Below are 21,496 nucleotides of genomic sequence, written 5' to 3' on the forward strand. Positions count from 1 at the left end.
TATCTTCCCATTCCTATGCGCTTTGTTTTTTCTTTTTGCGCCGCCATACCCACAGGAAGAAAATCAGAAGGAGAGGGACAAGGACTGGCGAATAACCGACAGCTGTTACGAACAGCCAGGAGGCGACATTGACGATGGCGTTGATACTGTTGAAAAAGGCTTGTTTCGTCCGTTCCCATGTATTCAGGTTTTGTTGATCGACACCACCTATGAGGACTTTGGTCTCGGTGAAGGAAATCGTAATGGTGGAGTAGTCACTCTGATTCTCCAGATAATTCATTTCTCCTTTAAGAGATTCAATGTCAGATTGGACTCTCTCAAGATCCTGGGATATCTTAACTAAATCTTCTGTAGCTTCTGCATCTTCTAAAAAGCTCAAAAGCCTTGCTTCAATTTCTTCTTTTGCTTTCAACCTTGATTCAAGATCTACATAGTTCTTCGTCACGTCTCTACTGTTGACGTTTTTGGATTTGATCCGGTCTGACAGGGTTTCGAAACCGTTCAACAGGCTTTCAAAATTTGTTTGAGGCACCCGTATTTGAATGGATCCTTGTCTGTTGCCACGGTCCGTTTTGTGAACATTCGTTTGAACCATGTACGCTTCATGTTCATTCATTTTGGTCTGCAGGTCTTGTTGAAACTCATCAAAGTCTTCAGTTTCAAGATCGATATGGGCTTCATAAATCATCATTTTTTCCTGCTCTGCCATTGTCTGTGCGGTTTCTTCCTCCGTTTGATCAGGTGCTTCCGTCAGTCCATCTTTTGCTGGAGCTTCAGAGTCCACGGTTTCTTCCGCTTTGTCCTCGTCGGCTTGGCTGGTTGACTCTTCGCTGCCGCTTTCACCACTGCAGGCGGCAAGTAGGATCATGGTGAATCCCAACAGGACCATCACTCTCTTTATCAACATAACCCCCCCTTTTTTTTATGAAAGAAGGAGGGGATAGGTTTCAACAGCCATCGACCCTTCTCCCCCTTTCATTAAATCAAGCTTCCTCGTCCTTACATGGCGATCTACAAGTTGCTGATGAGGACGGCTCTGCCTTTAATGGATTAGTCGTCTTTAGGGGAGTAGGGTTACATGGAATTGGGAATGTTTATTTATAAGTATCATTCAAGAAAAATAGAGCAATAGTTCCCGGGCCGGCGTGAGCACCAATGGTCGCGCCCACATAATCAATGTGAATCTCTTCGGTTCCATACGTGTCCCTGATCATCTCTGCAAGCTGTTCGGCACGTTCACCGTCGTCGCCATGACTAATGGCTATACGCTGTTTAGAAAGGTCTGCACCGCGCTCTTCCATCACTTCAAGCATCCGTTTCAACACTTTTTTAGATCCACGTATTTTTTCCAGAGGGATCAGTTTACCATCTTCCATATGTAGAAGAGGTTTGATTTTCAGCAGTCCGCCTACGAAGGCTGCGGTCCGGCTTACGCGTCCTCCGCGTTGAAGATACTCCAGGTCATCGACGGTAAAGATATGTTCCATGTGTTCCGCATGATAACGGCCGAGGTCCAGGATTTCATTGTACGAAGCGCCTGCTACTGCAGCTTCAGAAGCTCTGAGGACAATCAGTCCATATCCGAGAGAAGCTGCTTTAGTATCGATGACATCAAACTGAGCGTTTTCGTATTCTTCTTTAATTTCCTGTTCAACCATTTTTGCCGTTTGATATGTACCGGAAAGTTCGGAGGAAAAAGCGAAATAGATGAAAGGTTGGTTCTTTTCTGCATAACGGGTGAACGTTTCCCGAAAGGCCTGTGGTGAAACCTGAGCTGTTTTTGGTGCTTCTCCCTTACGCATCTCTCTCATAGACTTCTTTCGGAGAGATATCGATTCCGTCTTCATATTCTTCTTCGTTCACAATGACTTTTAATGGAAGTGAAGTAATGGAATGTTGTTGAAACATTTCTTGGTTCAAATCACTGGCAGAATCACACAATATTTGTACATGCATTTGCGTCACCTTCTAATTTTAGTTTGTACTTTTAGTTTATGCAGAAATGAAGAGATAGTCAAAATATACCGTTGACAAATCCATCGACAAAACTTTACATGATTCTACCAGAATTAGCTTGATTTTACGTCACTACGGTGATAAAAATGAATAGATGAATTTAGGCAAGGAGGTCCGCTTGTGTTTACTGTTGAAATTAAACGTATACTGATTGTTTTATTCGGTGCTGTCCTGAATGCAGTTTCACTGAATTTATTCTTGATTGAAGCGAACGTTTATGCGAGTGGTTTTACAGGGGTTGCTCAGTTATCCACGAGTATTTTGAATGATTTTTTAGGCCTGCCGGTCAGTACGGGTATTCTCTTATTCTTACTTAACATTCCGGTAGCGATTCTCGGCTGGCTGAAAGTCGGCAAAGGTTTTACCGTCTATAGCGCCATTTCGGTTGCTTTTACCACATTGTTCCTTGAATTGATTCCCGTCCAGCAGTTATCAGAGGATATCATCCTGAATGCTGTATTTGGTGGTGTCATTGGAGGAATGGGTGTCGGGATCACTTTAAAGTGGGGGGCTTCTACGGGAGGTCTGGACATTATAGCCATGGTCCTTTCCCGAATGAAAGACCGTCCGATCGGCATTTATTTTCTTATACTTAACAGTGCGATTATAGCCATTGCGGGCTTATTGTACGAACCGGAAAATGCCTTGTACACATTGCTTACGTTGTATGTAACGACCAGGGTCATTGATGCTATTCATACACGCCACGAAAAGCTTACTGCGATGATCATAACATCAAAGGCTGCCGCTTTGGAAAAGGCGATCCATGGTCACATGGTCAGAGGAATTACCACCCTTCCTGCTAAAGGAGCTTTTACGCAGCAGGATAAAAACATGCTCGTCATGGTCATTACAAGATATGAGCTCTATGATCTGCAGCACATCATTCAGGAAGAAGATCCGCAAGCGTTTACGAACATTGTTCAAACGACCGGTATTTTCGGATTCTTCAGAAAAGACGATCGTTAGTGTAACTTTTTTGAAAAATTAACGACTCATGTAGTAAATAGTAAAATAGAGGAGTGGGGTCATGAAAAAGTTTTTGGTCATTATATTAGGTGCCATGGTACTTATGCTAGCCGCATGTGGGAATGAATCAGAAAATGAAGCGAGTGGAGAGGGAAAGGAGGATCAGATGAACGAAGAAACATCTGAACAGGAAGCAGAGGTTGATATGGAAAGTCTGATTGAACAAATCTCGATGGACGCTACAGTCGACACGACAGAAGATACGGCAACTTTCAACTTCTCCGTGGAGAATACAGGTGACAAACCGGTTACTCTTGGATTCACATCCAGTCAGAAATATGAAGTGCAAGTGAAAAATGAAGACGGAGAAAATGTATACACGTTCTCTGCTGATAAAATGTTCACTCAGGAGCTGACGACTGAAGAGCTTTCTCAGGGGGATGTTTTTGAAGCGAAAGAAACATGGACGGGTATTGAGCAGCCGGGAACGTATGAAGCGACCATGACTTTCCTTGTGAATACGATCAATGATCAGCCGGTGGAAGCTACGCCATTCCAAGTAACACAAACCTTTACCATTAAAGAGAATGCTCAGGGTGAACAAGATGGAGAATCCGGGGAAGAACCTACCTCTCATCATGAAGGAGATGGTCAGGCATTCCGTGATCTAACTGTGACAGGTGAAAAGGGGTCCTATGTGATCACAGGTGAGGCACGTGTGTTTGAAGGAAGCTTTATGTACAGCGTTGAGGACGGACATAATGTCCAAATTGAACCAACGGCGTTTCAGGTGGATGAAGGAGCACCAACATGGTCTTCATTTGAACTTGAAATCGATATTCCAGAAGATGAACTACCTATGTTCGGTACACTGACATTAACGCTTTTTGAAGAAAGCTCTAAAGACGGAAGTCCAACAAATGTTAATTACATTCCTTTAGAAAATTTCCAGACGGAAGAATAAGAAAAATCCGCCATACAAAACTGTATGGCGGATTTTTTAATAGCCGTATTCTTCGAGTGTACTCGTGACTTTTGGTGTCAGTTCTTCCCAGTCTGCTTGTGGAAGTTTATTGACGGTGATGAAATTTTGGAAGCCGAAAACATTATCGACGCCGTCAAGTTCCATCAAGTCATTCATGATTTTGTGTTCACTTGTTTGTCCAGGCATTACAGATACACTGCCGTCACCTTGAAAAATCATGGACTCTGTCGTGAATTTACGTGCATTTGGGTTTGGTGTTTCTTGTACTTGAATTGCCATAAAAAGCATCCTCCTCTGATCCGTCTTTTATTATTTTATCAAAAAATAAGAACCTAACAAACTCTGAACCTCTTTGATATATGAATGTCCTTAAACTGTGATACAATGTTAGCAATGTTTAGGAGGTGTATATAATGGAATCAAGGTTGATCGATGTCCTACAGCCGATCAAAGACAATGATTACACTTTACCTGAAGGTCAGAACTTACAAGAACTCACCACTATGATGCTACAAAAAATAGGATCTGTCCATCCTGTATTGAGAGATGATTTGATCCATTCTATATTTACGACATTCATCGAGCGGGGTCACTATTCCAACGAACAGTTGAAAAATATCCTGCAGTCCGTTTTGAATAAAAATTACTTGTTCTACAGAATCGGAACGTCTAAAAAGGAAGAGGATGCTGTATTCAAACGCAGTTTCTCTGTTTTGCTAATCCCACCGATTATGGATAAGCACAGACATTCTCCTTTTCTTAAAGAAGAGGAAGTCCATCGTGTCTGGGATCATCTGATGAAATATATGCAGCAGGAAAAGGATCACAGAGGTTTTGTGAAAGAGAAGGGGTGGGCACATGCTATGGCCCATGCGGCAGATGCGATCAATAGTGTTGCTGCCTGTGATGAGATTACGAAAGAAGAAATCCTTGAGATGCTTCCCGTTATCAGAAAGCAGTTTCTGATTGATGACCCTTACCTTTTTGATGAAGAAGAACGAATGGTAACAGCAGTCATGCAGATGTTCCGCAAAATAAGTCACACTGAGCGTGTGGAATGGCTGGAAACCCTGCTTTACATCCGGGACAGCTGGCAGGATCCGAATGAGGATATTATCATCAATAACAGTAAGCATTTCATGAGAGCTTTATATTTCCGGATGCTGGAAGGAGATTATCGTGAACTTAGACAGGTTTTAGAGATGCTGTTAAGGGAACTTAGAAAGCAGGAAGCTTACTAAAACCTTGGAGGATGCTTATGATTCGATGGGGGATTTTTATAGGAACGACCTCAGGGATCGTTCTGGGATTGTATTTGTGGCTGGTGGAGAAGATAACAGGGGAGAAAGTGTACACCCTGCTTATGAATGTTGACTTTATCCCTGTGATTGGTGACATCCACTGGCCTGTAATCATGGAGTGGTTTTTCCATATGATCATCTCTTGGATGATTGGTATCCTGTACAGTTTCGCTTTTACTCATGTAATCAAAGATAATGCTTCTAATCGATGGAGGCTTGCTGTACTGCTCACAGCCGGGGCTGCCGTTACTTATGTACCATTAACAATCCTTGCTATTAAAGAAACCCCTTCTTTGACCAATGGAACGGCCATTCTTTTATGGCTGATCGGGCATTTCCTTTATGCCGTCACATTAAAAAAGTCTTATGATCGATTCAGATAAAAGGCCGGGTTGTAATCCCGGCCTTTATGTATGGGTGACCTTCTTCCATTCTTCGTTAGTCAGGGAAAGAGCTACAATAATGGCTCCGATGGCCTGGACCCAACTTCCGAGTGCAGAAAATTGACTGGATTCTATTCCTTCCAATTCACGCCCGGCAGCTATGGCTTGAATGGAATTTCCGATCACTTCGAGGAGATCGCCATTACGTTTGGTGCTGTTCGTTGGTGTAGGGTTATCTTCATAAGATTCGGAAAATCCTACGAGTCCTCCTAGAGCTTGCAGCCAGTTACCCGTTCTTACTAAGTTAAGGGCTTCTCTTTTCTCTATATCTGCAAGAATGCTGAATATGATGGTTGTGTTTCCTGAGGATTCAATGAGGTTTCCGGAAGCAGAAAAAAAGGTCTCTGTACCATTAGCAAGGACGCCATTTCCAGTCGCCTGAAGTGTGTTTCCTATTAAATTCAGCCCTTCATTGGTGTTTCCCGTATCCGCCATTTTTGAAGCATCAACTGCAGATGCAACGGTACCTGCAGCTACCACCCATGAACCGAATAGGCTATGGTTTTTCTCCATGCTCATCATCACCTCTTTACCTTATCGTACTCGGAAAGCGGCATAAGGTGAATGCCAAGAGTGGAGGAAACAGAATCTCGTCCTAAAATAAAGCGAAGCGCCCGATTGTGCACTCAATCGGGCGCTTCGCTTTATTTAGAAAATCATTAGGGGGTACTCATTATATACCCACAATTTAAAAAATATAACGCTTCCACACCTACTCGAAGCAAAACCATCCATAATACTCATAATATTTCAACTATTTGGTATGGCTGTTTCGGATCGTAGGGAGAAATGCAGGTGCGGTGGGCTGAATCAGTATTGAAAAAGGATCAGGCCGTTTAATAAACGACCTGATCCTTTACGATGATTATCGTAAGTTATTGTGGTGAGCTTCCACTTCTTGTTCAAACTGCTGTAGCTGTTGTTTCTCCGCTTGAGAACATTGGCTATAGGCAGACTGAATCGCTTGTTTCGCGGCATCCATATCCTGCTGGCTGGTCGCGTCGTGTTTGCCCCCACGTCTTTGGGTGAAACGGTTGACCGCATCGCGTGCGTTTTCAAAAAGGTTTTTCTCCATGGTTAAAACCCTCCTACCGTATGCTGGTCGGCTTCGATTTCTTTACGATTCGCTTCTGAAAGCCTTTTGGGCTCCATCTCGCTTTCGTCGAATTTTCGAATTTCGGTCCAGCGTTCCTGTTTACGATTGGTTTTCTTTTGCTGCTCCATGACAAGACCCTCCTGTCATAAAAAAGCCTGAACGCTTTCACGTTCAAGCTTAGTATGGCAGGCGGGCTGTTTTTTACGCGAGGAAAAAAGTACCTATATCGCCTGTTTATTAATTTTCAAATAATCATCGAGGAACGCACCAATTCCATCTTCTTCATTCGTATGGGTCACATGGTCGGCGAGGTCTTTCAATTCGTTGATGGCATTGCCCATTGCTACGCCTACCCCGGCATAATCAATCATTTCAAAGTCGTTGTCTTCATCTCCGAAAGCAATGATCCGGTGGTTCGGGACGTGGAAATAACGAGCAATCTTATCTAATCCGACAGCTTTGTTCATACCCGCACGCACAATTTCAATGACGTGCCAAGGCGCTCCCCATTTTCTATGATCGATGAGAGAAGCGTGTTCGTCTAATTCTTCACGAAGCTTCTTGATTTTTTCTTCCTCAGGATGGATGAGGATGGAAGTTGGGTCTTCTTTTAAGTTGGATTGAAGTCTTCCGACAGTAATCGGATTGTTCTTCGTTTGGAAGATGCTCATGATCTCTTCGTCATATTGATCGAGGTATACCTCATCCTTCACTTCGGCAAGGATATTTTTAACACCCAGCTCCTGGCAGGTGTGAATGATCTTATGAGCTGTACGTATTCCAAGTGGCGAGTGAATCGCATCCCACCGGTGGTCTTTGGGATGGTGAATCAAAGCACCGTTGAAATTTACCATTGGAGTGTCAAGACCCAGTTCATGATAGTAATCGATGCTTGCCCGGTGTGGTCTTCCTGTTGCAATCACTACAATATGGCCTTGCTCCATAGCTTTCAGAACTGTATCTTTCGTCTTCTGGCTTATCACTTTCTCGTCAGTTAATAATGTGCCGTCTAAATCTAAAGCAATCAGATGTCGTTCCATAATTTCACCTCATTTGTATGTATAGTTTAGCGGGTGGAATGGTTGATTGTAAAGAATTTCCCCTGTGACTACCTAACACTTTCCAATTAAAGATGGCAGTGTTACGATACTTATTATATAAACAATTTTTAAACTCCACTTAAATGAAACGTAAAGTTTTTATGCAGAAAGGAAAAGGAACAATGATTGGGATTTATCGCAATACTTATAGAAATGTACCCATACTAACTGTAGTCGATTCGGCTAAACTGGACCAGCCACTACCCGTATTCATATACTTTCATGGTTTCACTTCAGCTAAAGAACACAACTTACCACAGGCTTTTCTGCTGGCGCAAAAGGGATTCAGAGTGATTCTTCCGGACAGCGCTTATCATGGAGAACGGGATGAAGACTTATCGAAACAGGAACTCAATTTCAAGTTCTGGGATATCGTTTATCAAAACTTGAAAGAACTACAGGATATAAAAGATGAATTGGAGCAACAGGATTTGATCAAAGACCGCAGAATTGGTGTCGGTGGGACATCCATGGGAGGCATTACTACGAGTGCTGCTCTGACCATGTACCCTTGGATTGAAGCCGCTGCTGTCATGATGGGATCTCCAAAACCTGTCGAATTTGCGAAAAAATTGATCAAGGATGTAAAGGGGAACGGCATCAGTCTTCCTATCAAGGATGAAGAGCTGAATGATCTCTACAGGTCGCTTGAAGGAATTGATCTCTCCACACAAATGGAAAAGCTTTACGGCAGGCCCTTATTCTTCTGGCATGGAGATGCGGATCCCGTTGTTCCATTCGAGCACTCGTATGATTTTTATAATGAAGCGATCGGTCATTACAAAAATCCAGAAAATATCCGTTTTTTGAGAGAGGTGGGAAGGGACCATAAAGTCAGCCGGTTCGCCACCCTCGAAATGGTCAATTGGTTGGAGTTAGTATTGTAACCAGTAGGAATATTTTATTCTCTTTGAATTTTTGTTTATAATAGAGTTTGAAGAATTGTGAAGGGGGAACTAATGTGAGTACAACTGCACTTGAAGAAAATGCAATGGGTGCCCTGGAGAATGTCATTGACCCTGAGCTCGGCATTGATATTGTCAACTTAGGTTTGGTTTACGGTGTCGATATAGATGACAATGGTGATGCGACCGTGACGATGACATTGACTGCAATGGGTTGTCCGCTAGCCGGACATATTGAACAGGATGTCAAACGCGCGCTGGCAGACCTGCCTGAATTGAATGAGATTAAGGTCAATATCGTATGGAATCCACCATGGACAAAAGATCGGATGAGCCGTTATGCGAAGATCGCTCTCGGAATTCCAGATTGATTGAAAAAGGTATGCCCCTGCCGGACGAGTGACGGTAGGGGTTTTTACATAATGAAGAATATGGATCCGGCGTAGAACCATGCCTTTTCTATTCCATTGGCGGTCAAGTGCACATGATCCAACCCCATTGTTTAATTGAACGTGTGCGAGTGAAAACCAAGGAGGGAAGTCATATGGCTGAAACGCCGGTTTTTCAAATTGTAGGTTATAAGAATAGCGGTAAAACCTCTCTGCTTTCGGATTTAATTGCGTATGGAACAGAGCAGGGGGAAAGGGTGGCAGCAATCAAGCACCATGGACATGAGGAGCCTTTGAAAGTCATGCATCATGAAACGGACAGCTACCGTCTCCATGAATCCGGTGCTTTCATGACTGGTGTGGACAGCCCGAGAAGGTTTCAACTGGAACTTTCTCACGAAGAGGACTTCCCATTAAATGAACTTGTATCTCTTTATCAGCACTTTTCCCCTGATTTAATTGCAGTGGAAGGCTATAAGCAAGAGGCTTACCCTAAAGCAGTAATCATAAAAAGGCAGGAAGACCTGCCGCTCCTGGACCAGTTGACAAACATTCAATTGGTTATTTGTTGGGAAGAGGATACCATCAACCAGGTTTCTTTTCCTGCAATAGCGCTTGAAGAGTGGAGAAAGCGTCTTCCGGAAATTTATCGTTTAGCAAAGGAGGGGGCCTGATGAAGAAGCGATGTTGGATTACTCAAGCCCCGCTGGAGATTGAAGACGTTACGAAAAGGGTAATAAGAAGAGAGGCTGGCGCTGTCAATACGTTTATCGGCACGGTCAGAGAGTTCACAAAAGGGAAAAAGACCCTTTACTTACAATATGAGACCTATAAAGAAATGGCTGAGAAGAAATTAGAGCAAATCGCGACAGAAATTTCGGGGAAATGGCCGGAGGCTGAAGTGGCTATTGCTCACCGGATAGGACGTCTTGAAATTACGGATATCGCGGTAATCATAGCTGTTTCTACTCCCCATCGTAACGATTCTTACGAAGCGAGCCGCTACGCGATCGAAAGAATCAAAGAGATTGTCCCGATTTGGAAAAAAGAACATTGGGAAGATGGAGAGGAATGGATTGGTGATCAGAAAGAAATCCGACCAGGAGTGCCCAAGAAGGAGGATGTTTAATGAATACACTCTTATTTTTCGCAGGTTTGAAAGAAGCGATTGGGACGGATGAAGTAAGGTTGACAGCAGCAGGTATGACCTTGGGAGAAGTGAAAGAAAAGGTGCGTGCTGAATATTCACTTGATCAGCTCAACAGTTGTATGGTGGCAGTTAATGAGGAGTTTGCTCCAGAAGATACAACAATTTCAGAAGGTGATACCATTGCTTTCATCCCACCGGTAAGCGGCGGGTGAAACAAGGGAATAAGAAAGCCGGTCCAGCAAACAAAGCTGGACCGGCTTTTTTATTACATGGGTCTGTTAAAGTTGAGTGTTGATATTTGCATCAACGGAAGGAAGTGACAGTGAATGATATGAGGGTAAAAGGGAATTTACTCCAATTGCCGAAACCTTTACATGATCTCCTTTCACGATGTAACCATTGAATCTTGTTGGATTATGATTTCGAAACGGAGCCTTTCCCTAAGTGGCAGGATTGTTGAAGACTGAGATGGTCCGGGGTTCGTTATCGTGGTGAGTGCCAGGGGTGGCTGGGAAGCTACTCGCTTTCCTGTGGGGGAGTGGCGAGCTTCCTCGGGCTTATCGCCCTGCGGGATCTCGCCGATCTCCTTTCTCCCACGGGAGTCTCGCAGCTTCCCAACCACCCCATTCGACCATGCGAGAATCGAACCCCTACACCAAGAAGGAGCACCTTCCACTATTACTACCTATAGTAAGATAGTGCTCTATAACAAGCGGTTATGAGCTCCATCCATACGATGGAGAAAAGGGAAACAGCTCTCCATTCGTATAGTGTGCGCCTACTGAAAGTAGTTTCGAGACACTTATATGGCAAAGGGGCGGTGGGGAATGGCGAGACTCCTATCTTAAGTGTGCAGGCGCCTCGTTCAGCGGCGTATGGACTGGACTGAGCTGGAGGAGATAAAGGAAACACGAAGAACGAAGGGATTCGATGTTGACTTATCGCACAGAAGCGAGGGAAGTCTCACTAGCCGCTAGGCGCAGAAACCGGATATCTATGAGGAAAAGAGTGCTGGGTGAGACCCCGCAAGGCGTAAGCCTGAGGAGGCTCACCGCGCTCCCGCGGAAAGCGAGTCATCCCCCGCAGCCCCTAACTACCTCACAATGATCTCGAAAATGAGTCTTCAAGAAAAGGGAGTTTTCGTTGAATAAGCCAAATATAAAAAAGGAACTTCCATAAAATTGGAAGTTCCTTTTTGCAGTAATATCAACACTAAACTTTAACACGGCCTATTACATAAAGAGTACGACTAGACCACCGACGATGAAACAATAAAACGCAAAATATTTTAAATTTCCACGGGCCATGATGTTCATGAACCATTTAAGGGAGAAGTAAGAGGCTGCGACGGATCCTGCAAAAGCCATGATGTAGGCAAACCATGCATTTTCATCATTGGCATGCGTGATAACTTCTTCAATTGAAAGCAGCATTGTTCCGAGGCTGACAGGGATAAATAATAGGAAAGAAAAACGTAGAGCTGTCTCCTGCTTCATGCCTAAAAACATCGCAGCCACGATGGTGGCGCCCGAACGGCTGATCCCGGGGATCAAAGCGACAGCTTGTCCGATACCAACGATTACGGCGTCTTTCCATGTCAGCTGACCATCGCCTTTGCGACCTTTCAGATTTCGGATGAGCCACAAAGCGATCCCTGTGATGATCAATGTAATGCCTACGGTCTGAACAGTTGATATCTCTCCGATTGCGTCTCCTAGTAAAACGCCAAGGACGCCTGCTGGAATAGTCCCGATGATAAGATAAATGATAAAGTCAAAGTCATCTTTCTGCTGCTGTTCTCTTTGATGTCGACTAAATAAATACCCGAGTCCATTTTTGACAAGTCGAATCAGGTCTTCTCGATAAATGATCAAAACAGCTACGAGGGATCCGAAATTCACAAGTACCTCAAACGTAAGACCTTCCAGTTCTACTCCGAGTAATTTTTGAGCAATAACTAAGTGACCACTGGATGAAATGGGGATCGGTTCAGTAAACCCTTGAAAGATCCCTAAAAATAAGTACTTGATGATTAACCATAGTTGTTCCATAAAACAAGTTCCTCCTGCCTCTATGTATTCCTTAATATGTCTATGTTCGCATTTTGTAAAGATAGAACAATTGTGACTACGCTCACGCACTTTCCGATTATAAAGGAACCCTCTCCTGGTGGCTAGAGGAGGATTTCATCATTTTTCAAGGCTATGTTGAGCAGACATGGACTTAAACAGACCGCAGATAAATGAAAAACGCTGCCTCCCGAAGGAAAGCAACGTTTGAGTTCGGCTTATGCTTCTTCTTTGATAATTCCTTCCCCTAGAACAACAGCAGCCAGAGTGAAGAGAATTGTCATAATGATGACCTGAGAGAAAGCGAAGCTGCTCCCAGCCATGTTGCTGACTACATAAGCGGACATGAAGCTCAATAGAAAAGCCCAAATGATTGTCCAAATCATCCGCATCATTATTCACCTCATTTATACACAATCTATTCTTATCTTATCAGAGAGTAAAGCAAAAGGAAATATGAAATCGCTTCATGTTTATCTTCCCTATTGAATAAGATGTAGGAAGATTAGTACGAGGAGGGTAGCCTATGATGGTAACCGTTAACCCCTGTTTTCATTGGATAGGATTTCATATTACCTCCACTCTTCTTCAGGAAGGGATCGAAGTCATCGGCATAGATCCTATTCAGGATTCTAAGAGTGATCTCTTATATATGTATGTTGGTAGAAATAGCAATTTCCAGCATTTCTTTCAAAGGAATGATAAAGAAAACCATATCCAGCAAATGAATGATGAGTGGGAGATAGACCTTGTCGATGGAGGGTTGCTCCTAAGGCAGGGAGAGGAAGAAAAGGAATGGATTGAGCTTCCTCTCCTGTATGGGGAATGGATGAATATAAACCAGACGGGGGTTACTGAAAAAAAAGATATGCTGAAGTGGGTGATTGAGCATGAGCCGGTTTATGTCGGACATTTCATGAAGGCATTTTTAAGAAGGTTTCTTACCAACGATCGGTTTACGCTCGAAAAACGTTCGGAAGATGAAGCTGTCATCCGGGATAGAGTAGAAGCCTTGTGGCGTTGCGAACAGCTTTTAAACAATAGGTAAGGGAGAATCATGTCGTCATTTACTTTTATGATGAAAAAAATGTAGAATAGGGAGAGGATATAAGTAGGTATTTAGGGGTGCTTGAATGTGAAAATACAGTCCATCATGATCCTCTTTCTTTTATTTCTTCTTGTCGCATGTAATGGTCTGCCGGATTACGAGGAAGAGACCAAAGTCGGTATGCTCGTCGAAACGACGATCCATGATAAAGCGTGGGGGCAGCAGGGATACAAAGGATTGCAGGCTATACAGAATGAATATGGAGTAGACATTTACTTTAAAGAAGGCATACGAACATATAACCATACCGTAGAAGCCGTAGATGAGCTTGCTGCAAAAGGAGTGGATGTCATCTTTGGCCATAGCAGCCTGTACGGGAACCATTTTAAAGAACTACACAGCGTATACCCTGAAATTGAATTTATATATTTTAACGGCCAGTTTTCAGCGGATAATGTAACAAGTCTGAACTTTGATGCCCAGGCGATGGGCTTTTTCGCTGGAATGGTAGCAGGGGAAATGACAGAAACGGATCGTGTCGGACTTATAGGTGCTTTTGAATGGCAGCCGGAAGTAGAAGGGTTTTACGAGGGAGTGATCCACCAGAACCCTGGGGCAGAGGTAGATATTTCGTTAACCAACAGTTGGGAAAACACAGAAATGGCCCTCATGTTTTATGAAACGATGAGTGAAAAAGGGGCAGACGTGTTTTATCCAGCTGGGGACGTTTTTAATGTTGCAGTCATTGAACAGGCTCAAAACGATGGCAATTATGCCATTGGCTATGTAAAAGATCAATCCGCATTAGCAACTAATACAGTACTCACGAGTACTGTGCAAAAAGTGGACGCCGTCTACATGCTTGCCATGGAACGATACATGGAAGATGATCTTCCGGGGGCCATGCTGACGTTCGATTTTCAGGAAGGTGCTATAGAAATGGGGGAGTACAGCCCGAGTATTCCAGCTGATTTTCGGAAGAAGATGAATGAAGCCGTGGAAAACTATGAAAATACAGGGAAGCTCCCTGAAAAAGACCTCTGATGCTGTTGGACAGCTACAGAGGTTTTTTTGTAAGCACACTTTTTTTACAGGAAGGAGAGCCTTGAATTTATTTTTTGAATTTATCAAACATCGGCTTAATCATTGGAGACATGGACTTCCATGTTTTCGTTGCCTCTTGGAAGAGGTCATTGAGTTTCGGTTGTGAATCTTTCTCCGTTTCCCTTTCTTCTTGTTTACTGAATCCCCAAAAATCATCAAATGGGGAAGAATTTCGTTTGCCCATACAAGCACACCTCCTCTGTTACAACTTATGTAGAAACCCCCATTCCTTTGTAGGCAGGTGCAACAGATTTTAAAAAGAAGGACAAGGTGAATATTAGAACGTGAAAACTTGCAGATTAAGTGAAGATGAATTAAAATTAGTACCAAGTCATAAGAATTGATATTAGATATTACCTTTAAGGGGATGAATATATGAACGCAGGATTCTTAGGCGTTGGACATTACGCGCCGGAAAAAGTGCTGACTAATAAGGATTTGGAGCAAATGGTGGAAACGAGTGATGAATGGATCCGGACCCGGACTGGAATCGAAGAGCGCCGGATAGCTTCTGACGATATGGATACGTCAGACTTAGCTTTTCGCGCGGCTGAAGAGGCTTTGAAAGATGCGGATATGAAAGCAGAAGACCTTGATATGATCCTTGTCGCTACTGTAACTCCGGACAAACCATTTCCATCGGTTGCAACAATGCTTCAACACCGTCTCGGCGCAAACAAAGTGGCCGCTATGGATCTGAGTGCAGCCTGTGCGGGATTCATGTATGGGGTCATTACAGCTAAACAGTTCATTGAAACCAATGCTTATAAAAATGTTCTTGTGGTAGGTGTAGAGAAACTTTCTAAGATTACTGACTGGACAGACCGGAACACCTGCGTCCTCTTTGGTGACGGAGCTGGTGCAGCAGTTATCGGACCAGTAGATGAAGACAAAGGTATTCTTTCCTTTGAACTAGGAGCTGATGGTACGGGTGGACCGCACTTGTATCAAAACCCTGAAGATAAATTATTCATGAACGGCAGGGAAGTCTTTAAGTTCGCCGTTCGTCAAATGCCGGAGTCATCGGTCAACGTCATTAAGAAAATTGGCCTCAGTGAACAGGATGTTGACTATTTAGTGCCACACCAGGCGAATATAAGAATCATGGAAGCTGCCAGACAACGATTAGGAATTCCAGAAGAAAAAATGTCTACACAGGTCAAGCGGTATGGCAATACTTCTTCAGCATCTATTCCTATTGCTTTGTCAGAAGACGTGAAGGCAGGTAAAATCAAAGATAATGATTTAGTCGTCCTTGTCGGATTCGGCGGCGGGCTCACATGGGGAGCCGTTGCCCTTCGATGGGGTAAGTAACCAAGGAGGAATGAAATGATGGATAAACATCGTGTTGTCATTACCGGCATGGGGGCTGTGACTCCTGTCGGTAATTCAGTAGAAGAAATGTGGAACAATATACAAAATGGAGTTTCAGGAGTAGGGGAGATCACGAAAGTTAATAAAGAGGATTACCCTGTCCATGTGGCAGCAGAGCTTAAAGACTTCGACCCTTCGGATTACGTGGATCGCAAAGATGCAAGACGCATGGATCCGTTCGTTCAATATGCGATGGTCGCTTCCCATATGGCCGTAGAAGATGCAAACCTTGAAATCACTGATGATGTCGCTCACCGAACAGGCGTATGGATCGGTTCAGGTATTGGGGGAATGGGAACCTATGAGTCTCAATTCGAAACTTTCCAGGAAAAAGGGTATCGCCGGGTCAGTCCGTTTTTCATTCCGATGATGATTCCGGATATGGCAGCAGGTCAAGTATCCATCGCATTGGGAGCCAAAGGAATCAACTCTTGTACCGTTACTGCATGTTCATCAGGAGCGAACTCTATCGGTGATGCTTTCAAAGTTATTCAACGTGGAGATGCAGATATTATGATTGCCGGTGGAACGGAGGCACCAATGAACAAAATGTCATTTGCAGGCTTCGCCGCTGCACGTGCGTTGTCCTTGAATGAGGATCCGCAAACAGCGAGCCGCCCATTTGATAAGAACCGTGATGGTTTTGTCATGGGAGAAGGTGCTGGGATCCTGATCCTGGAGACTCTGGAATCTGCGAAAAAACGCGGAGCAAAAATTTATGGAGAATTGAAAGGGTATGGTTCAACAGGAGATGCGTATCATATCACTTCCCCGGCACCAGAAGGGGACGGGGCGGCCCGAGCTATGAGACAAGCCATCGATGATGCCGGAATGAAACCTGAAGACATTGACTATTTAAATGCTCATGGAACCTCGACTGAACTGAATGATAAATTCGAAACTCATGCAGCAAAGACGGTTTTCCAAGACCATGCCAATAAATTGGCGATATCTTCAACGAAATCCATGACCGGTCACCTGTTGGGGGCAGCTGGTGCTGTTGAGGCAGTCATTTCATTGAAAGCCATCAATGATGGAGTTCTACCGCCAACGATCAATTACGAAACTCCAGATCCGGAGTGCGATCTTGACTATGTACCAAATGAAGCTCGTAAACAAAAGGTAAATGCTGTTATGAGTAACTCTCTTGGATTTGGTGGACACAATGCAAGTCTAATCTTTCAAAAATACGAAGAGTAATAAAAAAGCCGGATGTCTTTTAAGACATCCGGCTTTTCTTATGGTTGCAAGAACTGTTGAACCGTCTGTTTCGTAACTTCCTCATCGTGATTCAGTACGAGACCGATAGGATACGGTTTACGTTCATCCCATACATTATCTGACGTGGGAATAGTGAGCATGTCCAGCGACTCTACTGGATTAAGGAGGAGGTCTTTCCCAACCTTCATCATATCCCTTCCTTCAATGTTCGTGTCTACATAGGGTTGAATATTTCCTACCATTCGGGGTGCTTTCAGGACACCCTGGACCGATAGAAATTCTTCCTTCAAAAGTTGAATGACTTTCTGCTGCCTTTCTACTCTGGCAAAATCCCCACGCGCATCACTTCTGAATCTTACATACCCAAGAAGTTCTTCCCCGTCCATGGTCTGCGTACCTGCTTTCAAATCTATCGCAGTCGTCCCATCACCAGATTGGTACTCCATGTCTTTTTCTACATCCACAGTCAAACCGTCAGGAGACAATGTATCTACAATTTGTGTGAAACCTCGAAAATCTACGATGGAATAATATTCTGCTTCAATTCCTAAATTCTTCTGTATAGTCTCACGAAGCAGTTCTGGTCCGCCCAGGGCAAAAGCTGCATTCAGCTTATTGTATCCATGACCAGGGATGTCGACATAAAGGTCTCTCATTAAAGAAACGATGTTAGCTTCATTTAGTTCAGGGTCATATTGAGCCAGCATGATTGTGTCCGTTCTGGATATCTCAGAACCTCTTTGGTCGACACCCAGCAGGAGGACATTCATAATTCCGTCTCCATTATCAATTCCTTTAAAATCTTCTTTCCATTGACTTTCAACCGTATCCATCTGTTCGATACTTTCAGCAGCTGAGGCCTGTTGGTTCATAGACTGGTGTTTACCTGCCAGATATTCATACCCTGAGTATCCGATGATGAGAAGAAAAATAAAGGCATATATACCAATAAACAGCTTGCGTTTGCGCCTTTTTTTATTGCGTTTACGCAAGGACCTTGATTTTGACAAAGTGATCATCCTTTCAAAGTGGTTCACGATTCCTAACGTGCATCTGATATTTAATGTACCTTTTATTGCCAATGAAGTAAAGACTAGGATTTAAAGGCAATTCACCGCATGAGGAAGCAATTCCTTTCATAAGATAGCAGTAGGAGGACGAGCCGGAGGGGATGAAGTTATGTGGCATTGGATGCTTCTATTGACAGGTTTCGGCCTTGCTGTAGCAGGGGGGACAGTCACCATTACGTATTTAAATCTCGTTCCTGCAGGGTTAAGCTGGGTTGAGTTTTTTATCCTGATCCGTACACGAGTGGAATGCTACCTCTTTCCTGTAGGTTTGCTCTTGATCACGACAGCCTTGCTCCTTATGGAAGAATAATTTTCTAAAATATGGATTCAAAGAATAAAAAAGCCAGCATTGGTCATAATGTAACCAAAAGAGATCACCGAGTGAAAGTGAGGGTGCGAAATGTTATACATGCATGATCTGTGGGTGAACTGGTTTGAAGGTGAAGAGAATGGGTATAACGTCTGTCGTTTTCATGAATGGCGCAAAGAGGATGGAATTGAATTGATTGATCAAATTCCACTATTGTATATCCAGGATGATTTGTTTCAGTTTATAGAAAATGACCTGCAGGATTTACCTGCGGCGCTACTTCAAGATGTGCACCGCAAAACGTACATGAAGAAAAACCAGGAACGTCATACGGTGGAATATGCAGCGGTTGTAACTAATGGAAGGGATGTCCTCGTATTTGATACGATCGGCTATACACTTCCGGTCAAGAAAAGCCGGTTGATTCCGAGGCAGGAACGTCTTGTATTTGAAATGGTACAGGGCAAAGTACCCGAAAACTATTTAATAGAAGAAAGAGTTTCAAAAGAACACCATATCCTATCCCTCGATCCGACGAAAATGTCAGGATTGACACGCAGGGAGCGGCAATTGAAGCAACTTCTGATGATGGCACTCGATCAATTAAAGCAGTCCGATCACCCAGAAGAGATCCGCTATTGGTTGACGGAATGGAATCCAGCACAATATCCGACTATCAAACAGTTTTCAAACGAAGAAGCCTGGGATCGTTTGTTTGAAGGAACTTGTAATGGATGGTCGAACTCGCATGAAGAGCTTTGTAAGAAGATGGTTAAAGGACAACCCTTCTTCGAAACCATTTGGCACGGAGAACAGGAAGGCGTCTCACAACATATGAAAAGCCAGAATTGAGGAACCACTCAATTCTGGCTTTTTTTGTACGTCCGCTTTTATTATTTCTTTTTGACTCGGCCAAGCCCCATTGCTTTCTTAGCTTTACGAATCATTTTGCTCGCTTCATAGGAAGCTTTATCTGCACCGGCATCCAGGATTTCATCCAGTTCCTCAGAATGAATCAATGTTTCGTAACGCTCCTGAATCGGCTTCAAGACAGCAATGACTGATTCGGCAACTCCTACTTTAAAGTCACCATACCCTTTTCCTTCGTATTTCTGTTCTAACTCTTCAATAGATACACCTGAACAGGCCGACTCAATCGTTAGCAGGTTGGAGACTCCAGGTTTGTTTTCTTTATCAAATTTCACAACCCCGTCGGAATCTGTGACAGCACTTTTAACCTTCTTCAAAATCTTATTCTCATCATCGAGCATAGAAATATATGCTTTTTGGTTCTCATCTGACTTGCTCATTTTTTTAGTGGGGTCCTGAAGAGACATGATGCGTGCGCCTTCTTTAGGAATGCTCACTTCTGGAACTGTAAAGATGTCGTTGAACTTATTGTTGAAACGTTGAGCTAAATTTCTCGTTAGCTCCAAGTGTTGCTTCTGGTCATCTCCAACGGGAACGATATCCGTTTTATATAGAAGAATGTCGGCAGCCATCAATGGAGGATAAGTAAGAAGACCCGAAGATACGCCTTCTTTTCCACCTAGAGATTTGTCCTTGAATTGAGTCATACGCTCTAGTTCCCCAATGTAGCTCACACATTGCAACATCCACCCCAACTGCGTATGGGCAGGAACTTCAGATTGGATAAAAAGTGTCGCTTTTTCAGGATCGATGCCCGAAGCTAAATACAAGGCCGCTAATGAACGAATGTTATCTCTTAATTTCAGTCGTTCTTGAGGTACAGTAATCGCGTGCTCGTCAACAATACAGAAATAACAGTTGTTTTCATCCTGTAGATCGGTAAAGTGCTTCATGGCTCCGATATAATTGCCAAGTGTCAACGTGCCACTAGGTTGAATCCCTGAAAAAATGGTTTTTGTCATTTTGATCACCTCTGTAAAATTTTTAAAAATAAAAAAGATCATCCATCTCTTCCATTATGGAAGGGACGAATGATCCGCGGTGCCACCCTAATTACTTCTGATCTATCAGAAGTCATCTTATCATCGTTAACGCCGATTTACGTCGTTTGAAGCTCCGAAAGGCCCAATTCCATTCAAGGTTCTTGACTGTTTTCACCGACCACAGCCTCTCTGAAAAGATTCCATTGAATGTACTTATCCTTCATCTTCGCTTTTCGCACTATGTTAGTAAGACAGTATTATATCGGATCCTTTCCATAGATGCAAGTGCATTACCCGGAATAATAAAAGAATAGTAATGCCAGTAGGCTGATGCCCAGTAAAGTGCCGTGGAATAGAAAGAACTTAGGGAACGACTGATGAATGGTCTGGGAGGGGAGGGGTTTCTCCTTCCAGTCATCCAAATAATCTCTTTGTCTTGACATCCGGTTGGCAAACCGTCGGAACCCGTAAGTAATTCCATCAAAAAAACCCCCACGCACCACCCAGCTAATAATGCCGATGAATAAATAGAAGTAAGCGATATAGAAAAGTTGGTTAATATAATGGAATAAATCATAAACAGGAGCAAGAATAATAAAAAGAAGCGTGACGATCAGAATGTTAAAGCCGAACATCAACCATTTATTTTTCATAATGGCCACATCAATTTCCACCTTTCATACAAACTCGACTTATATTATAGCATGGTTAGCAAGTGTGAAGGCACCGTAAATACAATAAATAAACTGAAAATTCAACCTTGGCAAAATATTGAATGACCTATACAAACGCTTTAACGTATAACCGTGATAAATAACAATCTTTTAAAATCCCATACCTATTTTTTATGCATATGAGCTTATAAATAATAAGTTTTTGTCTAAAAAAATGTAAAATAAACTGGGTAATTAGTCTCATTTTGTGTTACTGAAACGTAATAATGATGGGAATCCTGTGGGTTTTCGAAAAAAAAGGTAATGCAAAATAGTTAGAAAACTTGTATAATTCGATATGTGGACAACATACCACAACA

27 protein-coding genes, 1 pseudogene and 1 other annotated feature are annotated in these 21,496 nt (G+C 43.2%); of the genes and pseudogenes, 15 read left to right on the plus strand and 13 right to left on the minus strand.

The features are described from left to right. Positions 1-13: 13 nt before the first annotated feature. Both ACXADE_RS05810 and ACXADE_RS05815 read right to left on the minus strand, forming a co-directional pair. Complete coding sequence (locus tag ACXADE_RS05810) at positions 14-904, minus strand: DUF4349 domain-containing protein (RefSeq protein WP_474979543.1); 891 nt, start codon at positions 902-904, stop codon at positions 14-16. A gap of 190 nt (positions 905-1,094) precedes the next feature. After that, a pseudogene (locus ACXADE_RS05815) lies at positions 1,095-1,956 on the minus strand (DegV family protein). A 180-nt stretch (positions 1,957-2,136) separates the two neighbouring features. Here ACXADE_RS05815 and ACXADE_RS05820 point away from each other — a divergent pair. Then, positions 2,137-2,985: a YitT family protein gene (locus ACXADE_RS05820; RefSeq protein ID WP_474979544.1), complete on the plus strand. Its 849-nt coding sequence runs from the start codon at positions 2,137-2,139 to the stop codon at positions 2,983-2,985. A 61-nt stretch (positions 2,986-3,046) separates the two neighbouring features. After that, a complete protein-coding gene (locus ACXADE_RS05825; protein WP_474979545.1) occupies positions 3,047-3,949 on the plus strand; it encodes a BsuPI-related putative proteinase inhibitor in 903 nt (300 codons plus the stop codon). 36 nt (positions 3,950-3,985) lie between these two features. Here ACXADE_RS05825 and ACXADE_RS05830 read toward each other — a convergent pair whose 3' ends face one another. After that, positions 3,986-4,249, minus strand: a complete 264-nt coding sequence (locus ACXADE_RS05830) for a NifU N-terminal domain-containing protein (protein WP_474979546.1) — start codon at positions 4,247-4,249, stop codon at positions 3,986-3,988. Between the two features lie 134 nt (positions 4,250-4,383). On the opposite strand from ACXADE_RS05830, the gene ACXADE_RS05835 reads away from it, so the two are divergent. Both ACXADE_RS05835 and ACXADE_RS05840 read left to right on the plus strand, forming a co-directional pair. Then, a complete protein-coding gene (locus ACXADE_RS05835) occupies positions 4,384-5,211 on the plus strand; it encodes a DUF2785 domain-containing protein (RefSeq protein WP_474979547.1) in 828 nt (275 codons plus the stop codon). A 17-nt stretch (positions 5,212-5,228) separates the two neighbouring features. Further along, positions 5,229-5,654, plus strand: a complete 426-nt coding sequence (locus ACXADE_RS05840; protein WP_474979548.1) for a hypothetical protein — start codon at positions 5,229-5,231, stop codon at positions 5,652-5,654. Positions 5,655-5,678: 24 nt separating this feature from the next. On the opposite strand, the gene ACXADE_RS05845 is transcribed toward ACXADE_RS05840, so the two are convergent. The 4 genes from ACXADE_RS05845 to ACXADE_RS05860 form a co-directional block, all read right to left on the minus strand. Further along, positions 5,679-6,227: a DUF6944 family repetitive protein gene (locus ACXADE_RS05845; RefSeq protein ID WP_474979549.1), complete on the minus strand. Its 549-nt coding sequence runs from the start codon at positions 6,225-6,227 to the stop codon at positions 5,679-5,681. Between the two features lie 352 nt (positions 6,228-6,579). Next, positions 6,580-6,789 carry a DUF3813 domain-containing protein gene (locus tag ACXADE_RS05850; protein WP_474979550.1) on the minus strand — a complete coding sequence of 70 codons (210 nt, stop codon included), beginning with the start codon at positions 6,787-6,789 and terminating at the stop codon, positions 6,580-6,582. A gap of 2 nt (positions 6,790-6,791) precedes the next feature. Then, positions 6,792-6,938 (minus strand): hypothetical protein, encoded by a 147-nt coding sequence (locus tag ACXADE_RS05855; protein WP_474979551.1) that lies wholly within the window; start codon positions 6,936-6,938, stop codon positions 6,792-6,794. A 93-nt stretch (positions 6,939-7,031) separates the two neighbouring features. Beyond that, on the minus strand, positions 7,032-7,850 hold the full coding sequence (locus tag ACXADE_RS05860; RefSeq protein WP_474979552.1) for a Cof-type HAD-IIB family hydrolase: 819 nt from the start codon (positions 7,848-7,850) through the stop codon (positions 7,032-7,034). 182 nt (positions 7,851-8,032) lie between these two features. Here ACXADE_RS05860 and ACXADE_RS05865 point away from each other — a divergent pair, with 182 nt between their 5' ends. From ACXADE_RS05865 to moaD, 5 genes are all read left to right on the plus strand, one after another. After that, entirely contained in the window at positions 8,033-8,797 is a 765-nt protein-coding gene (locus ACXADE_RS05865) for an alpha/beta fold hydrolase (RefSeq protein ID WP_474979553.1), read from the plus strand. Between the two features lie 104 nt (positions 8,798-8,901). Further along, the gene (locus ACXADE_RS05870) at positions 8,902-9,186 is read left to right on the plus strand and encodes a metal-sulfur cluster assembly factor (RefSeq protein ID WP_474982201.1); all 285 of its coding nucleotides are present in this window, start codon (positions 8,902-8,904) and stop codon (positions 9,184-9,186) included. A 173-nt stretch (positions 9,187-9,359) separates the two neighbouring features. Beyond that, entirely contained in the window at positions 9,360-9,878 is a 519-nt protein-coding gene (gene mobB, locus ACXADE_RS05875; protein ID WP_474979554.1) for a molybdopterin-guanine dinucleotide biosynthesis protein B, read from the plus strand. Beyond that, positions 9,878-10,333: a molybdenum cofactor biosynthesis protein MoaE gene (locus ACXADE_RS05880; RefSeq protein WP_474979555.1), complete on the plus strand. Its 456-nt coding sequence runs from the start codon at positions 9,878-9,880 to the stop codon at positions 10,331-10,333. Before mobB ends, ACXADE_RS05880 begins: the two co-directional genes overlap by 1 nt. Beyond that, complete coding sequence (moaD, locus tag ACXADE_RS05885; protein WP_474979556.1) at positions 10,333-10,566, plus strand: molybdopterin converting factor subunit 1; 234 nt, start codon at positions 10,333-10,335, stop codon at positions 10,564-10,566. Before ACXADE_RS05880 ends, moaD begins: the two co-directional genes overlap by 1 nt. A 1,020-nt stretch (positions 10,567-11,586) precedes the next feature. Here moaD and ACXADE_RS05890 read toward each other — a convergent pair. Further along, a complete protein-coding gene (locus ACXADE_RS05890; protein ID WP_474979557.1) occupies positions 11,587-12,405 on the minus strand; it encodes an undecaprenyl-diphosphate phosphatase in 819 nt (272 codons plus the stop codon). A gap of 236 nt (positions 12,406-12,641) precedes the next feature. Further along, the gene (locus ACXADE_RS05895; protein WP_237417175.1) at positions 12,642-12,818 is read right to left on the minus strand and encodes a YjzD family protein; all 177 of its coding nucleotides are present in this window, start codon (positions 12,816-12,818) and stop codon (positions 12,642-12,644) included. A gap of 131 nt (positions 12,819-12,949) precedes the next feature. Here ACXADE_RS05895 and ACXADE_RS05900 point away from each other — a divergent pair, with 131 nt between their 5' ends. Both ACXADE_RS05900 and ACXADE_RS05905 read left to right on the plus strand, forming a co-directional pair. Next, positions 12,950-13,471 carry a hypothetical protein gene (locus tag ACXADE_RS05900; protein ID WP_474979558.1) on the plus strand — a complete coding sequence of 174 codons (522 nt, stop codon included), beginning with the start codon at positions 12,950-12,952 and terminating at the stop codon, positions 13,469-13,471. 87 nt (positions 13,472-13,558) lie between these two features. Next, complete coding sequence (locus tag ACXADE_RS05905; RefSeq protein ID WP_474979559.1) at positions 13,559-14,515, plus strand: BMP family ABC transporter substrate-binding protein; 957 nt, start codon at positions 13,559-13,561, stop codon at positions 14,513-14,515. 67 nt (positions 14,516-14,582) lie between these two features. Here the strand turns inward: ACXADE_RS05905 and ACXADE_RS05910 are convergent, their stop codons facing one another. Then, entirely contained in the window at positions 14,583-14,759 is a 177-nt protein-coding gene (locus ACXADE_RS05910; RefSeq protein ID WP_474979560.1) for a hypothetical protein, read from the minus strand. 191 nt (positions 14,760-14,950) lie between these two features. Here ACXADE_RS05910 and ACXADE_RS05915 point away from each other — a divergent pair, with 191 nt between their 5' ends. Next, a complete protein-coding gene (locus ACXADE_RS05915) occupies positions 14,951-15,889 on the plus strand; it encodes a beta-ketoacyl-ACP synthase III (protein ID WP_474979561.1) in 939 nt (312 codons plus the stop codon). An 18-nt stretch (positions 15,890-15,907) separates the two neighbouring features. Further along, positions 15,908-17,149 (plus strand): beta-ketoacyl-ACP synthase II, encoded by a 1,242-nt coding sequence (fabF, locus tag ACXADE_RS05920; RefSeq protein WP_474979562.1) that lies wholly within the window; start codon positions 15,908-15,910, stop codon positions 17,147-17,149. Positions 17,150-17,187: 38 nt separating this feature from the next. Here fabF and ACXADE_RS05925 read toward each other — a convergent pair whose 3' ends face one another. Further along, positions 17,188-18,180 (minus strand): LCP family protein, encoded by a 993-nt coding sequence (locus ACXADE_RS05925; RefSeq protein WP_474979563.1) that lies wholly within the window; start codon positions 18,178-18,180, stop codon positions 17,188-17,190. Between the two features lie 169 nt (positions 18,181-18,349). On the opposite strand from ACXADE_RS05925, the gene ACXADE_RS05930 reads away from it, so the two are divergent. After that, positions 18,350-18,550 (plus strand): YuzI family membrane protein, encoded by a 201-nt coding sequence (locus ACXADE_RS05930; protein ID WP_474979564.1) that lies wholly within the window; start codon positions 18,350-18,352, stop codon positions 18,548-18,550. Between the two features lie 90 nt (positions 18,551-18,640). Continuing rightward, entirely contained in the window at positions 18,641-19,402 is a 762-nt protein-coding gene (locus ACXADE_RS05935; RefSeq protein WP_474979565.1) for a DUF3603 family protein, read from the plus strand. Between the two features lie 41 nt (positions 19,403-19,443). Here the strand turns inward: ACXADE_RS05935 and trpS are convergent, their stop codons facing one another. Beyond that, the gene (trpS, locus tag ACXADE_RS05940) at positions 19,444-20,442 is read right to left on the minus strand and encodes a tryptophan--tRNA ligase (protein WP_474979566.1); all 999 of its coding nucleotides are present in this window, start codon (positions 20,440-20,442) and stop codon (positions 19,444-19,446) included. A 58-nt stretch (positions 20,443-20,500) separates the two neighbouring features. Next, positions 20,501-20,699 (minus strand) — a binding site (T-box leader). A 54-nt stretch (positions 20,700-20,753) separates the two neighbouring features. Beyond that, the gene (locus tag ACXADE_RS05945; protein WP_474982202.1) at positions 20,754-21,116 is read right to left on the minus strand and encodes a DUF3899 domain-containing protein; all 363 of its coding nucleotides are present in this window, start codon (positions 21,114-21,116) and stop codon (positions 20,754-20,756) included. Positions 21,117-21,496: the final 380 nt, after the last annotated feature.

This window comes from Halobacillus sp. ABR2_026 (assembly GCF_056158545.1).